This window comes from Nostoc sp. (genome assembly GCF_036917655.1).
Lineage (GTDB): Bacteria > Cyanobacteriota > Cyanobacteriia > Cyanobacteriales > Nostocaceae > Nostoc.
Window position 1 is genome coordinate 1 of record NZ_JBALCY010000012.1, and the last position, 12,611, is coordinate 12,611.

At 42.6% G+C, this 12,611-nt stretch carries 22 protein-coding genes; 13 read left to right on the forward strand and 9 right to left on the reverse strand.

The genetic code is table 11. The annotated features are described in order from the left end of the window. The 8 genes from V7K30_RS07015 to V7K30_RS07050 all read left to right on the forward strand — a co-directional run. The coding region (locus tag V7K30_RS07015) for a collagen-like triple helix repeat-containing protein (RefSeq protein WP_334998395.1) at positions 1-1,458 on the forward strand (1,458 nt) is incomplete at its 5' end. Further along, entirely contained in the window at positions 1,455-2,336 is an 882-nt protein-coding gene (locus V7K30_RS07020; protein WP_334998396.1) for a hypothetical protein, read from the forward strand. The genes V7K30_RS07015 and V7K30_RS07020, both read left to right, overlap by 4 nt. Before the next feature lies 1 nt (position 2,337). Continuing rightward, on the forward strand, positions 2,338-2,982 hold the full coding sequence (locus V7K30_RS07025) for a hypothetical protein (protein ID WP_334998397.1): 645 nt from the start codon (positions 2,338-2,340) through the stop codon (positions 2,980-2,982). Positions 2,983-3,179: 197 nt separating this feature from the next. Next, positions 3,180-3,536, forward strand: coding sequence for a hypothetical protein (locus V7K30_RS07030; protein ID WP_334998398.1), 357 nt, complete (start codon positions 3,180-3,182; stop codon positions 3,534-3,536). A 46-nt stretch (positions 3,537-3,582) separates the two neighbouring features. Beyond that, positions 3,583-4,170 (forward strand): hypothetical protein, encoded by a 588-nt coding sequence (locus V7K30_RS07035; RefSeq protein WP_334998399.1) that lies wholly within the window; start codon positions 3,583-3,585, stop codon positions 4,168-4,170. Further along, entirely contained in the window at positions 4,151-4,405 is a 255-nt protein-coding gene (locus V7K30_RS07040; RefSeq protein WP_334998400.1) for a hypothetical protein, read from the forward strand. The genes V7K30_RS07035 and V7K30_RS07040 overlap by 20 nt, the downstream gene beginning before the upstream one ends. Continuing rightward, positions 4,405-4,734: a hypothetical protein gene (locus V7K30_RS07045; protein ID WP_334998401.1), complete on the forward strand. Its 330-nt coding sequence runs from the start codon at positions 4,405-4,407 to the stop codon at positions 4,732-4,734. Before V7K30_RS07040 ends, V7K30_RS07045 begins: the two co-directional genes overlap by 1 nt. Then, positions 4,731-5,066 (forward strand): hypothetical protein, encoded by a 336-nt coding sequence (locus V7K30_RS07050; protein WP_334998402.1) that lies wholly within the window; start codon positions 4,731-4,733, stop codon positions 5,064-5,066. Before V7K30_RS07045 ends, V7K30_RS07050 begins: the two co-directional genes overlap by 4 nt. A 16-nt stretch (positions 5,067-5,082) precedes the next feature. Here V7K30_RS07050 and V7K30_RS07055 read toward each other — a convergent pair whose 3' ends face one another. The 8 genes from V7K30_RS07055 to V7K30_RS07090 all read right to left on the reverse strand — a co-directional run bounded on the left by V7K30_RS07055 (position 5,083) and on the right by V7K30_RS07090 (position 10,903). Beyond that, positions 5,083-5,376: a hypothetical protein gene (locus tag V7K30_RS07055; protein ID WP_334998403.1), complete on the reverse strand. Its 294-nt coding sequence runs from the start codon at positions 5,374-5,376 to the stop codon at positions 5,083-5,085. A gap of 372 nt (positions 5,377-5,748) precedes the next feature. Next, a complete protein-coding gene (locus tag V7K30_RS07060; RefSeq protein ID WP_334998404.1) occupies positions 5,749-8,553 on the reverse strand; it encodes a VapE domain-containing protein in 2,805 nt (934 codons plus the stop codon). A gap of 230 nt (positions 8,554-8,783) precedes the next feature. After that, entirely contained in the window at positions 8,784-9,065 is a 282-nt protein-coding gene (locus V7K30_RS07065) for a hypothetical protein (RefSeq protein WP_334998405.1), read from the reverse strand. Between the two features lie 2 nt (positions 9,066-9,067). Next, positions 9,068-9,400, reverse strand: coding sequence for a hypothetical protein (locus V7K30_RS07070; RefSeq protein WP_334998406.1), 333 nt, complete (start codon positions 9,398-9,400; stop codon positions 9,068-9,070). A gap of 3 nt (positions 9,401-9,403) precedes the next feature. Further along, positions 9,404-9,751 (reverse strand): hypothetical protein, encoded by a 348-nt coding sequence (locus V7K30_RS07075; RefSeq protein WP_334998407.1) that lies wholly within the window; start codon positions 9,749-9,751, stop codon positions 9,404-9,406. 107 nt (positions 9,752-9,858) lie between these two features. Further along, a complete protein-coding gene (locus tag V7K30_RS07080; protein ID WP_334998408.1) occupies positions 9,859-10,212 on the reverse strand; it encodes a hypothetical protein in 354 nt (117 codons plus the stop codon). A 120-nt stretch (positions 10,213-10,332) separates the two neighbouring features. Next, entirely contained in the window at positions 10,333-10,674 is a 342-nt protein-coding gene (locus tag V7K30_RS07085) for a hypothetical protein (RefSeq protein ID WP_334998409.1), read from the reverse strand. An 85-nt stretch (positions 10,675-10,759) separates the two neighbouring features. Next, positions 10,760-10,903 (reverse strand): hypothetical protein, encoded by a 144-nt coding sequence (locus tag V7K30_RS07090; RefSeq protein ID WP_334998410.1) that lies wholly within the window; start codon positions 10,901-10,903, stop codon positions 10,760-10,762. A 39-nt stretch (positions 10,904-10,942) separates the two neighbouring features. On the opposite strand from V7K30_RS07090, the gene V7K30_RS07095 reads away from it, so the two are divergent. The 4 genes from V7K30_RS07095 (at position 10,943) to V7K30_RS07110 (ending at position 11,969) form a co-directional block, all read left to right on the forward strand. Then, positions 10,943-11,125, forward strand: a complete 183-nt coding sequence (locus tag V7K30_RS07095; RefSeq protein ID WP_334998411.1) for a hypothetical protein — start codon at positions 10,943-10,945, stop codon at positions 11,123-11,125. 122 nt (positions 11,126-11,247) lie between these two features. Further along, positions 11,248-11,454 (forward strand): hypothetical protein, encoded by a 207-nt coding sequence (locus V7K30_RS07100; protein WP_334998412.1) that lies wholly within the window; start codon positions 11,248-11,250, stop codon positions 11,452-11,454. A gap of 57 nt (positions 11,455-11,511) precedes the next feature. Further along, a complete protein-coding gene (locus tag V7K30_RS07105) occupies positions 11,512-11,790 on the forward strand; it encodes a hypothetical protein (RefSeq protein WP_334998413.1) in 279 nt (92 codons plus the stop codon). Continuing rightward, a complete protein-coding gene (locus tag V7K30_RS07110) occupies positions 11,787-11,969 on the forward strand; it encodes a hypothetical protein (protein WP_334998414.1) in 183 nt (60 codons plus the stop codon). The genes V7K30_RS07105 and V7K30_RS07110 overlap by 4 nt, the downstream gene beginning before the upstream one ends. On the opposite strand, the gene V7K30_RS07115 is transcribed toward V7K30_RS07110, so the two are convergent. Next, positions 11,956-12,108, reverse strand: coding sequence for a hypothetical protein (locus V7K30_RS07115; protein WP_334998415.1), 153 nt, complete (start codon positions 12,106-12,108; stop codon positions 11,956-11,958). The genes V7K30_RS07110 and V7K30_RS07115 overlap by 14 nt on opposite strands. Positions 12,109-12,117: 9 nt before the next feature. Between V7K30_RS07115 and V7K30_RS07120 the strand changes: the two genes are divergently transcribed. After that, the gene (locus V7K30_RS07120; RefSeq protein WP_334998416.1) at positions 12,118-12,582 is read left to right on the forward strand and encodes a hypothetical protein; all 465 of its coding nucleotides are present in this window, start codon (positions 12,118-12,120) and stop codon (positions 12,580-12,582) included. Positions 12,583-12,611: the final 29 nt, after the last annotated feature.

Sequence of the window (12,611 nt, forward strand, 5' to 3'; positions counted from 1 at the left end):
CCAGGTACTCCAGGTGAACCAGGAACTAAAGGTGAACCAGGTACTCCAGGTGAACCAGGTACTCCAGGTGAACCAGGTACTCCAGGTGAACCAGGTACTCCAGGTGAACCAGGAACTAAAGGTGAACCAGGTACTCCAGGTGAACCAGGAACTAAAGGTGAACCAGGAACTAAAGGTGAACCAGGAACTAAAGGTGAACCAGGAACTAAAGGTGAACCAGGAACTAAAGGTGAACCAGGAGAAGGAGCAAACGTGACGCCAGAAGAAATTACTACTGCCATAACGGCCGGAATAGCAGCTAATTTCCCTCCAATCGCAGGCGAGATTTTTTCTCACAATTGCGTAACCGATCAAACCGAAGCTTATCCTTATGGAGGACTGGGACTGTATGGATTACAAGCTCAAATTCAACAGGTTAGTAATCAAATAGAATCATTAGGTAAAACAGTTTGTAGAACTTACAGAATTGTTGGTGGAAACGATTGGTTCGAGGGAGAAAATCTAAATTTAAGATTTAATCCAGAACAAACCATCAAATCACAGATAAAAAGCTGTTATCAGGAATCAGCAACACCTCAAGCTGACATAACACCTCAAACAGTTCAAGTTCATAACTTACCACAAATGCTTTATAGCCTTCAGGCTGTAACTTGGCGCAGAGAGGGATTACATAAGTTGCCTGTTGATGCTGCCCCTAGTCTAATGCCTCATATCACTCGTAATCCAGCAACGGGCGATATTGTAGATATTAAAGATTGGCAACCACAAGAATATCAAAAGATATCTGATAGTGTTAGCTTTAATGCTTATCAACTGGGACAATTAAAAGCTTTCATGGGCGAGTTTCCACTCACTATTACTATTAATACTGAGGAAGGCGAAAAGCAAATCTACATGGATAATGTGAGTGATGCACTGGCAGAATTAGCAGGTATCAGTCTGCTAACGCATAATGATTTAGAAATCAACACTCAACTGGGAGTAAAAACTTTAATTGAAGTAGGAGCAACAAAAAATGCTTCACTCATAACCCAGGATGTAGCGCTTGCTAATGCTAAGTATTTGGGATATCAACTTAACAAGGTTCCTAAATCAGTGAAAACTCTGTTTACCCCAGGTGAACAAGATATTAAAGCTTTTCTCAAAGAATCAGATCAGCAAATAATTACTTACACACACCGCAACGGACATCTAGAGCATAAACTCAATACCTTGCTAATTAGTGCTGGGATTACTAAAGCTGCACTAACTGGTTTCGCTGCTCCAGGCGACGATGTTATGGGAAGCATAATTGCTAAATCTGCATTAGGTCAATTTGCAGAAAATGCTGATGACTGGAGAAAGTTTTTAGAACTACTTAATTCACCCCCTGGTGACATGAAAATTGATGGTATTCCTCAGCTTGTTATTGAGGACATCACTGCTAGAGTTCAAGAACACTTGAGCAAACTAACATGAAAATTAATCCAGATGGAAGTATTGATTTAGAACCTGGTAAAGATTATGTACAAGTGGGTCAAACCACTCAATATCATGGTACTAATCGTTGGTACAAAAAACGTACGTTCTCTAGCCAGTATGCTGAATCTTCTGGAAGCGATGGAAAAAGCTTACTAGGTAAATTACTAGGTGGACTTAAAAGATTAGGTGGTTTTGCTCTCTCAATTGCTAATGCTTTAGGAATCCAGATTAGTTGGACTTCTCTATGGCAATTCTGCCAAATGACATCTTACACAATTTATAATTTCGACTGGAATCAATCAGATGAACAATTAAAAAGTCAAATTGAAGCTGTCAATGGAATGATAGCTAATCTAGCGGGCTATATATTAGGTGATGTATCTATTCGTGTAGTCACAGTTGCAGTTATTGATGGAGTTCCAATTCGTTACCCAATTATTCCGGCAAGGCTAGCTGTAGAGATTGCTAGAGAGAAAATTGCTGTTATTAAAGGAGACATCAAGCATACAGCAGGTAAAAATATTGAAAATCAATTTAAATTTGGTATTCAATTAATCGGTCAACTAGGGGCGCAAAACCTTTTTTATCAATCGATTCTATCGCTTCGTAGCTTGAAAGCATTCGGTTTAGAGCCAGTAGAGAAATCTGGTGAGCGTTGGTCATTTGCAACACAAGTAGATAAAAAAATCCAAAGTATCCAACCAAAAATTCTTCAAGAGTTTGCACGTGGATATCTTGGAGGCTTAGAAAATGCATTCTGGGATCAGGGATACATCTTATCTATGGGATTAGATGATATTTGGGCAATGGATGATTTAAGGCACGAAGTAAACGACGGCGACCAAAAAGCTGTACGCATTAACCCAGATCCATGACATGACAGGATTAGTAAAATCTCAAGGTGATATTGTAATTTTTGGTAGGCAGAGAGATATCAAGCTAGCTATACTCCAGGCTATTGCTACTCAACGCCAAGTTTGGAATAAAGACGTAGGGCAAATTGTAGGAATGCCTACCGAAGATTTACCACGAGCCAAGCACATGGATAGAAAGCTTGTGGTACTTTTTAAATCTGTAGAAAAACCACCTTGGCGAATTAATGGGATTAATCCTAAAAGTGTGGATTACAGTATTCCAGACTGTAAGCAAGGGCTAACTTATGAACAAATTAAAGAAATATGTCGGCCTTTTACCTGGGGTAAATTTCGCTGTACTGCTTTTTTAGACAATGCCCGACAAATGGCAGTATATGCAGCCTCAAAGGAAGAAGCTGAGGAAGTAATGCAGCGACTTATCACCCTTTCAACTGCTCAGATTATTCGTCTCAGTGTGACTGAAGAAATTAAGGTTAATGTCAACCAGATTAAAATAGCAACTCGCGTTTACCCTTGTTATGCAACCTTAGTTACTGAACCAACAGACATTTTAGGCGTGCCTGTTGGGGGAAAACAAGCTTATAGACGTAGGCGGCGTAGGCTTGACCTTTACCGACAACCAACTGATTTATCACCGTTAGGTTAGACGTAACAAATCTTTACATACCATTTTTTACCAAACACTTTAATGAGTCAGTCAGATTTCCCCCCCTATGGGTGGTTACATTCCTAGTAGCCTACAAACCTTGTGCAGTAGGTTTTTTAAATGTCTGAATATCTACTCTTGTCATTCTGACTCTATATGTCATATTTGGTAAAAAGCAATACAAATCACTTACCGATATGACAGCTAGAACCGATCTAACTTTTCAAGAGCTTGAAACCGCACTTGTTGCTAATGGATTAACAAATGCTCTGACTGTAATTGCTGGCAAATTGTACGTTGACATCAGTGTAGTTAACGGCGTTACTGTGGCAGATTTAACGGCTGAAGGAGTAGCAGAACTTTTGTATAAGCTCCGCATAGCTGCTGGCAATGCTCAAACAACAGTTAATACACCTCTTGCGACTGGTGAACAACTAGCTTCTTACCCTCCTTTCAGTTATGGTCCTCCCATTAACGGGCAAGTTTCTGTTACTCACGTCTCAACCTTCCTGGTTCCACTGAATGAAAATTTGATATTTTCTCCTAACGTTTAGTACTTTTAACGTTTAGTTAATTTGAAAAAATAATTAGGGAGAAAAAATGGTACGTAGACGCGGGAATAAAGTTAAAGCTTATGTAGTCTTTAAAACAGGCTTAAAGTATGGCTTTCAAATTAATGAAGGCTTCCATGAAACATACAAAGGTGAGTTAGGACAGACTACTTTTGCAGGGGCAGTCGGTGTATTTTTTGGCTGTAACTCACCCAAGCCAAATCGCGCTAGTAAATTGATTACTACAGGAACTGTTTCTAGTTTCTGTTCAAGTACTAGTGAGAAAAACTTACAAAAAGCTGGCTGGACAATAACTAGCAGAGGCTCAAATATTCGCGGTATTAAAACAGCCGGATTGACAAGAACTGTTTATATTCCAATGCCAGGTGGTTATAATTATGCCTGGAATATTACCGCAGCAGAAATATCTCATGCTGAGGAATTAGGAATATTGGAAGCCGCAGGCGATACAACAAACTTAATCTGGGGTTCTACCCCCAAGCCACCAAGGGCATCCAAAAAAGAGGGAAGTGGTACTGTTAGTACCTTTATTCAACCTAAGCAAAGCATTATTACTAATGCTGTTGAGAAGGGATGGAGTATTAGGGGTGTAAGTTATGCCTTGTTGCCTGAGTAGACTAATTATTCTTCCTGGCGATCCAGAGTTTGACTGGACTTTACAGACTTCAATTCCTCCCCATTGGCGACAAGTAGCCCAACAAGATCCAGGCGGCTTTGCATTTTGCGCTCATGCTGGATCTGGGCTGCTTGAACCCGTGACAGATAAACAATTGGAAGAATATCTTTATGGGGGAGAGTATGACGAGCGGTTAGAAGAGATAGGTGAAACTGATATCCAGGAATTTGCATAATGGGCTGGCAGACAGTTAGTGCAATTCAAATAACTGATACTTGGCAATTCACTGCACCTATTCAAGGAAGTATTTTTCGACTCAAGCATAGTTTGCTTGGCACTGCACACAGTTTTATGTCTGGTTGGGTATGCCAAGCTAATTTTATTAATGAACAAATAGAAATTTACCAATTGAAGAAAACCTATCCTAGCGATGAAGTTGTGGTTTTAGAATTCGTCTCTCCTGTTTGCTTTCTTGAACGCAGGATAGGAATTAAAAAACGCAAATCTAGAGAAATAAGTAATTTGGTTTGGATCGTAAAAATAGATGTTTGGATTTTAGAATGAAAATTGATGTTTCTAGTACACTAACTATTATCCTTGGATTAGTAGCCCTAGTAGGAGCCATTTACCGACTGGCTCAGGTCGAAGCTAACATCAATTCCCGTATTTCTTTACTTGAATATACTTTAATTAGCAAGATAACTGCAATTGAGAGGAAACTGGATATACACGTAATTCAGTATCAGAGTGATAAAGAAAATATTTACGAGTATCGGCTTAATGATGTTAACAAAACAATTCAGCATAAATTTAATAGACTAGCTAACTGGATAACCCAGATATCCGGCTTTCTACACAAAGAATCTGGGTTTCAAATTCGAGATGATAAATTCTAGATTTCTGAAAATTTACCTATTGGCAAACTTGATTAGCCATAGCTCCACTTCCAACCATCGTCACCTTTCCACATTCTGAACCATTCCTGAAAATTTTTATTTCTACCGCGCCTTGATTAAGTGTTGCTCCTGCCGCCGAAATCAAGGCATTTTTTGGAGCAGAAAAAGTTATTTTATAAGGAAGTGTTGTTGCAACTTTTTCTACTCTCAAAGGTATACTGACACTTCTAGAACCAATAACATAACTTCCGAACAGCTTGCTTCCAGCAGATCCACTCCATTGAACCTCATAATTATCTGATCCTGACATGAAAGCGTTGGCGTTAGGCAAAGTCCTACATCCAACTAGCACTGCACAGAAAAATCCTAGTCTTATTAGTGTTTTCATCTCAAATGGTAAGTAATAGGTATAAAATTAGTCTACCCAGTCACTTACCTGGAACTATCTTTTTCTCGTTCGCACGATCGCGGTGATTGATCCTCTGGGGATTCACTCTAGACAATTACTCATAATCTACGCGAAAGGTCACAGGTTTTAAGCTTTGCTTCCACAGTGTCTTGCACTCAGGGCAGTTTGTAAAATCCGATGAAGCTTGAGTGTAAATTACTCTTTTCCCGCATATAGCTACTAGAATCCCTTTTCCTCCCCAGTTCCCAGGAACGTAGTGGATGATCTTCTCTGTCATTGGTCAAAATTCCGTGCAGTTTTAAACCCTATAGTTTCAACCGAGAATATTTTTTGCAACTTGCCCTTACAGCGCACTTCCAGGAATCCGCCACGATCGCAGTACTCCTCAATTTTCCCTAATATCCACTTCCCTGACCGAAGATTTTTGATATAGACCATTGACCCAACTTCGAGATCGGCGATCGCTTCTGGATGCATCCAGCCGGCAGGGAGTTCGCTATGTTCCTCTTCTGCCCAGTCCTTCGCAATGCGATGGGCTAGTGCCTCAAAGTCTTTCTTCCCAGTTGCAGCCTCGACTCGAATATCTTCGAGACTGGCTTTTGTGCAATCGGGATAGTACATGGTCAACCTGCAAACGTACCCTGCTTTCATTTTGGCCCTGTTAATGATGGTGGCAGTGGGTTCCGCAGTGCAGTTTATATCCCCGAACTGGCTGGGAATTGCAATGGTGAGAATTGTCGGGTCAATCAACCAGAACTGATAATCTATTTTCTGCTTTGTGGAATTTGTATTTTTAGCTAAAATATCGTCGCTGCAATGGATCAATGGATCACCCTTGCTATCACTGGGTTCCAGCTGATCCATTGCAGCGGACTCACATGGATCAACATGGATCTCCGGGATCAGATTTCTAATAGTAGTATTTGATACAGATGTAGAAGGTTGATCCCTTACAACCATTGGAGATTCATTAAATCGATCGTCTGAAACCCGCTCCTGGTAAGCTGATCCATTAGATCCATTGCAATTATCTTGAAAGTCGTCCAATGGATCAGCTAGAACCCGCTCGTAGCAAGCTGATCCATTAGATCCATTGCAATCGTCTGTCTGAGACGAAATTTTATTTTCAATATTTTCTAAAATCCAACCACGCTTCAAGCGATCATTAATCTTCTCGCGCCCCGATATCCAACCCATGTGACGCATGACACTAGAAATTCGACGCGCTATGAATGGATCTCTCTTTGACAGTTCGATATCCAACAGCCTGTAGAGACTTTCAGTTGAAACAAACCTCTGTCCAGGAAGAATAAATTCCTCTATGACTTCCGACCACGGGTCAACACTTTGATATGCTTCGTTCAAAATTTCCCGTCGTTCTTCCTGTTCATCAGTGAGCTTCCACTCAAACCCAGATTTGTAGAGCGCGTTCGCGGCGGCCCAGATTTTATCCCTATTTTTCATCACCTCGAATATTGGAATTTTCTTTTTGACCGCAATAATCCAGAATCGTCTATTGCCTGTTGGGTCATTGAGTATTTCTTGTTCGTTGGTTGTCCCCACGAAGACGCAAGGTCGCTGATAAGTCACCATGCCGCGATCGTAGGGAGCGCGAAATGTGTCTTCTACTGCTGTGATAAAACTTTTGAGAGCGGACACATCTTTCTTTTTGTAGATACTCTCAAACTCTGCCCACTCATGACACCAGTACTGATGCATTTTCATTTTTTCGTCTTTATCACTTAAATCCGTTCCCAGTTGATCAGAAAACCAATTATCACCGAATAGGACTCTGAAAAATGTGGACTTGTACAAACCCTGCTTCGGTGATGCCAACATCAGAACAGTGTCTACCTTGTCCCCAGGCTTTCTGGCACGAGCTACAGCCGAAACCAGGAATTTCTTGAAGTAAATGCTGTGCATTGGGTCGGTGGTAGAAAAATATTCCTGGGCTAGCCCATCGAGGAATGACGGATCAATCTCAGGAAATTTCAACTCCACCTCGTTCAGGTAGTCCACTACTGGCGAATAAGAATCATCTCTTGATATGTTGCGGACAACAGTAAGAGCATCGGTGTTAGTCATATCAACGTCAAGCTCCAAGGCGGCCCTCAGCCGAACATCGTCTGCTGGAAGCTCTGCTCCGCGCAGTTCGACTATTTTTTTCAAAGCGTTGTATCTTAGGAGGTCGCCCCAATGCTGATCAATTAGTTGATAGTTTCTACTGAGTCTTGATTTCTTTGGTTTCGTTGACGGGTCAACTTGTGAATCGATTTCCTCCTTCCACTCCTCAAAAGTTGCCGCTTCATCTACTAGTTGTTTGAAGGCTTCGGCACCATGCAGGGCGATGAAATCATCCATGCCTTTGGCTTCACCTTCTGGCAGCATGATTACCATTATTTTGCTGCCTCTAGCGGCTAATTCTCTTGCAAGCCCGATTAAAGCTTGCTGTACTGGAGGCTTCTTCAATATGTCGTTATCAAAAGCTATATAAAAAGTCCTCCCCAGTACTGCAAAAAGTTTTAGTAACTGATGCAGTCTGCCAAGTTTCCGACAGGTTGTAACCCCAGGAATGCTAATTGTAGGCAGTCCGATAGTCAACCCTGAACCGGCTTTCTTGGGGCCTTCAGTGATGATTACTGCTTGGAGAATGTTGTCTATTATTGATTTCCAGTAGCCTTCCATGCCAGTGTATAGAAATAGTGGGGCGGCAATAAATTCTTTAGCGCCTTTGTATTTCTGGATACGCCCATCTTGTCCTACTGGTGGGCTGTCTGGCTTAACCTGCGCCCCTTCTAGTGTGCGTTCATCAGTTAAAGGGTCAACCCCGGAAGCACACCATGCAGGAACTAAATGATCTGAATGCTTACGTCTGTTATGGGTGTTTTGATTGAGAATTTTATCTATCTCTCTGGAGTCCGTAATAGTCCGGACATTCAGCGAGATAATGGTATTAGAAACAGCGCTTTGCACCCATTCATCATAGTGAGCAGTGGCGATTTCATGAACACGAAAAACAGGTAATTCTAACGTCGCAGTTGCGGAAGAAATGCTATAATTGTCCTTAAGCTCAGTCATTATTATGCCTCCTGTATAGTGATGTCTTTGTCAATGAAGTCATTAGTACGCCCCTGTATAGTGATGTCTTTGTTGGTGCGCCTCCTGTGCAGCAATAGTTTCGTTGATGAAGTCATTTATATGCCCCCCTGTGTAGTGATGATTGTTAATTTTGGGAATGAGTAGCGAAGAAATAGACCGCTACTTTTTTTTGCCTGTAAATATCAAGCAGAATGATAGCAAGCAGCTTTTTATGACTTGCGTAGAATCCTTACTTGTTCGGCTATTTGCTTGAGTTGTGCAACCAGTTCTGGATCTTCTTTGAAATGATTAAGGGCATCCTTGATAATGACGGCTGCCAAGCTTATGGCTTCGGCACGAGTCAATTCTGGATCGACTGTTTGCACGAATTCAGTCAACTGATGCGAATGAAATGCAACGGCTTGACCGGCGCGATTCTCTTCTGGGGATGCAAATAAAATTTCGTCGGGGAATACGACAATCGCACCCTTGATTTCTTCTTCTTGGCTCATGGCTACCGATCCATTAATCTAAAGAATTCTCCAGCATCTGATGTTTCGACTCCACTAAACCAGGTGTGGGTTAGTGGCAATCCTCCTTTGACAATTTGAATCGCCATCTTGAAGGAAGTGCAGTTTTCCAGTTCCTGGAACAGCAGAATAGCTAGTTCTTTTATTTGCTTTTTGGTGAGATATTGAGAATCGACCACGTAACATGGCGGTGCTTCTGGTGTTAGGCGTACAGGAACAAGGGAAATAATCGGGACTTTGTTATCTGGAAATAACCAATTAAATGGGGTGTTATCTTTCAAGAATCCGTAGGTTTTTGCTGATTGGTTATTAGTCATTGGTTATGAGTTATCGCTAATGTCCTCAAAAGTAAGGTAGATTCTACTGTCGTTTTGGTTGGGTGGACGATTGATGTAAGGTGCCGATTTCTCTATCAATCGCAAGCCGTTGTCTTCAGCTTTTTCTAAAAATAACTCTGCGGCTTGTTCTACTTTGTCGGTTGCCGCCCAGACTCGAACTCTAATTAGCTGGGTTGCAAGTTTTGCTGGAGTGTCATCTCTTTCCCACTCTTTATTCTGAGAATTCCAGTACCAGCCGAGTCGGTTTAGTTCCATGTACAGATCGTTCTGTGTTCGATGTGGGAAGGTCAAGACTTGGCAAGCTCTAGCGTACTTCTGGGTTTGTTTCATTGGTCACAGTTCGCTATCGAGTTCGACGATCGCATTTATCCCCCGCAGTGCGATCGCACTTTCTACATTGGTTAACGCCGGTCGCGTTCCAAGTCATAAATCACTTTTTATAGATACCAGTTATCTGATTTGCCCGGATTGGATTGCCTCTGCTGTATTAAGAGGCGCTTGGCTGCTGGCACATCATTTCTGAGCAGGGTAAGTAAGTCGGCTTGCAATTCTCGGTTTTTAGGGTCTGTGCGGTATGAATGAGAGATTTTCCCCGATGGTTGACGGGGGCGTTGTTCCTGGGGAGAGGATTCAGATTTGCTGTTTTGCTTTTCTTTGCGGTGACGAAGATAAATAAGCGTCCGCAATAAGAGCAATAGTGCTTGGACAATGCAGTAAGTTAGAGTTATTGACATGGTTGAGTTGGTAGTACGACTCAACCCACCATGCGGCTTTTCCCTGGATGTAGACATCGGGGAATTTCCGCATATTAGGAGGTTTAAAACGTGTTTAGTCGTAGATGCGCCGCCAGATGGCGACAATAGGAAATCGCACAAAACAAAACCGTCCTTGCCAGAGCAGGCAGGACGGCTTTATTCAGTGTGGTCTACATCTGTAAGAGTTTCAGGGATTTGCTTTAGCTCTTTGAGCCTGTCTCTTAGGACTTCAACTTGTTCTTCATAATAAGCCAGCTGTTTTTCAGTCTCATCTATTAGCTGGCTGACGAGTTTCCCAGAGATTTGATTAGTTGTGCATCCTCCTGCGATAACGGGATTTGATTTGTGGCTATCTTCTCCACTAGTTCCGACCTCGTAAGACCCATATTCTGAGCTAGTGCCTGGAAAAGCTCCCATGCCTCTGGGTTCACTTTCAGGCTGACCCCTTTCGTATCTCTGCCCCTCGGACGTCCTCTGCTTGCCATTTGTACTTTTCATATCTACTCACTCAATTATTGCATATCCAAAAATCCATTATTGACTAGAGTATCTGAATATGCAATATTATAGCAATAATAGATATTCAAAAATCTATTATTCGCTCCCCCACGCCTAACCCTTTGCGTGGCACCACCGGAGCAAGCACCCGTGCTACGGCGCGGAAACACCCTGCCATCACCAAGAACCGAGCGCGGTAACGAGATTGCCGCGCGGTGATTTCTTCCAATCCAATTCGACTAACCAACCAACCCAGGAGAAAACCAACATGACAAGAACAGTTCAGGAACTCGTCGAACAACTACAAGGCTACCCAGGCAACGCGGTGATAACCATAAAAGATGTCGCAGAACAGCCATTTTTTATCGTTGGTTTTCATTTGATAGGCAACTTTCTCAATATTGCAATTAACTCTAAGGAAGAAGCGGATGACCCTGGGTCGGGCGAATAAATAAACGATTCCTTTCTCTGGAGGCAACCCTAGACGAAAATCCAAATACCACTTAACCACGTTTTTAATCTCCCTCCGTCAGCACGGGGTCGTCTGTGCTGATGGCTCCTTAGACCTGAGAAATGAACAAATACGCAGATATCACCAAAGACTTACAAACGCTGGAGTCCAGTTTACAGCGCATTTTAGAATCGCCAGTCTACGCAGACATGGTGAAAACCGGACTGTACAATCCCGACCTTAGTCTCCTCGATGCACTTCATGCAGTGCAGCAGTGCCTATGTACTACCAAGCAGATTAAGAGCATTCAGCGACTCAAAAACAAATAGCGCCTGAAAAACAAGCGCTACAGAACCTATTAGTAATTAGACGGATAAACATTAACTATGGCACATTCCCCTGGATATTATACCAGCTACACTCCCGGTGACGGGGGAGTACTGGAAGATATGGAGGATACTTACGGCGCAAAGTTTGAACGCTTGAATAGAGCCGAGAAATTGTGCCTCATCTCCATGATGGCCGCGGACTTAGCTTTCCTTTCTACGGAGCCTCGGACTAGCGAGGATTTGTTTAGCCTAATGCTGGCAATCAAAGGCGAATTAGCAATTTCAGACAGAGAGGGACTAGTTGAATGTTTAATCAACGGGGTGAGGAATCCATGAGAGCCGATATAGAACATAGACCTTGGCTAGTCATGTCAGCCACAAAGGAAGGATTTAAAGAAGTCGCTCGTTATCGTTTTCGCAACGACGCCGAAGCCCACGCACAAAAATTAAAGCGATTATGCCCCACTGGGTACTTTACTGCTGCCTTTGAGCAACCAAAAATCAGTTCCAGATAATTAGAAGCGATCGCACTCGGCAGGAGTTTGATTGCGATCGCTTACGTCCATCTACCAAATAAAAGTTAGCACAGGCTTTGGCATGACAGATTGTCCCATTGGATTGATTTGTGATTATTTCGAGTGCTATCGGCACCACTGCCAGCAGTTGGCTAATCCGTGGACATTGCCTTACTGGGTAGATCCTTGTTGGATGCCGGGAGTGGGGCTGCTAGTAAATATCCCCGCAGTTTCGGGGGATTATCTCTCGAACGACGAACATTTGATCGCAATCCAAGACAACTACGACGAGTGGATTGAACGTATCCGCGAGGATTATTGGCTTGGCGGTTGGTGGGAATCCGTTAATTTGCCTTACCAACCACACCCAGAAGGAGGATTACTGGTGATTCAGTACTTGGCACTCGACGAGAACATTACTTTTGCTTGTCCCTGGCGTCATGTCAGCAAAAAAACAGATGGCAGTTCTCCTGAATGCTGGGAGAGATTTATGCCACCTGTCCCTTTAAATAGCCACAGACACCCTTGGGACAAGAGAGTTGACCAGGGTGACGGCTTTTACCCTCCTTATGTATTGGTTTATGCTTCTGATTTCGAGAAGGAAGATGACTAGTGAAACCTGCCCTCGCTGCGATAGCGGAT

Coding starts and splice junctions, on each gene's coding strand:
- V7K30_RS07020 (WP_334998396.1), top strand. CDS start 1,455: ATGAAAATTAATCCAGATGGAAGTATTGATTTAGAACCTGGTAAAGAT.
- V7K30_RS07025 (WP_334998397.1), top strand. CDS start 2,338: ATGACAGGATTAGTAAAATCTCAAGGTGATATTGTAATTTTTGGTAGG.
- V7K30_RS07030 (WP_334998398.1), top strand. CDS start 3,180: ATGACAGCTAGAACCGATCTAACTTTTCAAGAGCTTGAAACCGCACTT.
- V7K30_RS07035 (WP_334998399.1), top strand. CDS start 3,583: ATGGTACGTAGACGCGGGAATAAAGTTAAAGCTTATGTAGTCTTTAAA.
- V7K30_RS07040 (WP_334998400.1), top strand. CDS start 4,151: ATGCCTTGTTGCCTGAGTAGACTAATTATTCTTCCTGGCGATCCAGAG.
- V7K30_RS07045 (WP_334998401.1), top strand. CDS start 4,405: ATGGGCTGGCAGACAGTTAGTGCAATTCAAATAACTGATACTTGGCAA.
- V7K30_RS07050 (WP_334998402.1), top strand. CDS start 4,731: ATGAAAATTGATGTTTCTAGTACACTAACTATTATCCTTGGATTAGTA.
- V7K30_RS07055 (WP_334998403.1), bottom strand. CDS start 5,376: ATGTCAGGATCAGATAATTATGAGGTTCAATGGAGTGGATCTGCTGGA.
- V7K30_RS07060 (WP_334998404.1), bottom strand. CDS start 8,553: ATGACTGAGCTTAAGGACAATTATAGCATTTCTTCCGCAACTGCGACG.
- V7K30_RS07065 (WP_334998405.1), bottom strand. CDS start 9,065: ATGAGCCAAGAAGAAGAAATCAAGGGTGCGATTGTCGTATTCCCCGAC.
- V7K30_RS07070 (WP_334998406.1), bottom strand. CDS start 9,400: ATGACTAATAACCAATCAGCAAAAACCTACGGATTCTTGAAAGATAAC.
- V7K30_RS07075 (WP_334998407.1), bottom strand. CDS start 9,751: ATGAAACAAACCCAGAAGTACGCTAGAGCTTGCCAAGTCTTGACCTTC.
- V7K30_RS07080 (WP_334998408.1), bottom strand. CDS start 10,212: ATGTCTACATCCAGGGAAAAGCCGCATGGTGGGTTGAGTCGTACTACC.
- V7K30_RS07085 (WP_334998409.1), bottom strand. CDS start 10,674: ATGAAAAGTACAAATGGCAAGCAGAGGACGTCCGAGGGGCAGAGATAC.
- V7K30_RS07095 (WP_334998411.1), top strand. CDS start 10,943: ATGACAAGAACAGTTCAGGAACTCGTCGAACAACTACAAGGCTACCCA.
- V7K30_RS07100 (WP_334998412.1), top strand. CDS start 11,248: ATGAACAAATACGCAGATATCACCAAAGACTTACAAACGCTGGAGTCC.
- V7K30_RS07105 (WP_334998413.1), top strand. CDS start 11,512: ATGGCACATTCCCCTGGATATTATACCAGCTACACTCCCGGTGACGGG.
- V7K30_RS07110 (WP_334998414.1), top strand. CDS start 11,787: ATGAGAGCCGATATAGAACATAGACCTTGGCTAGTCATGTCAGCCACA.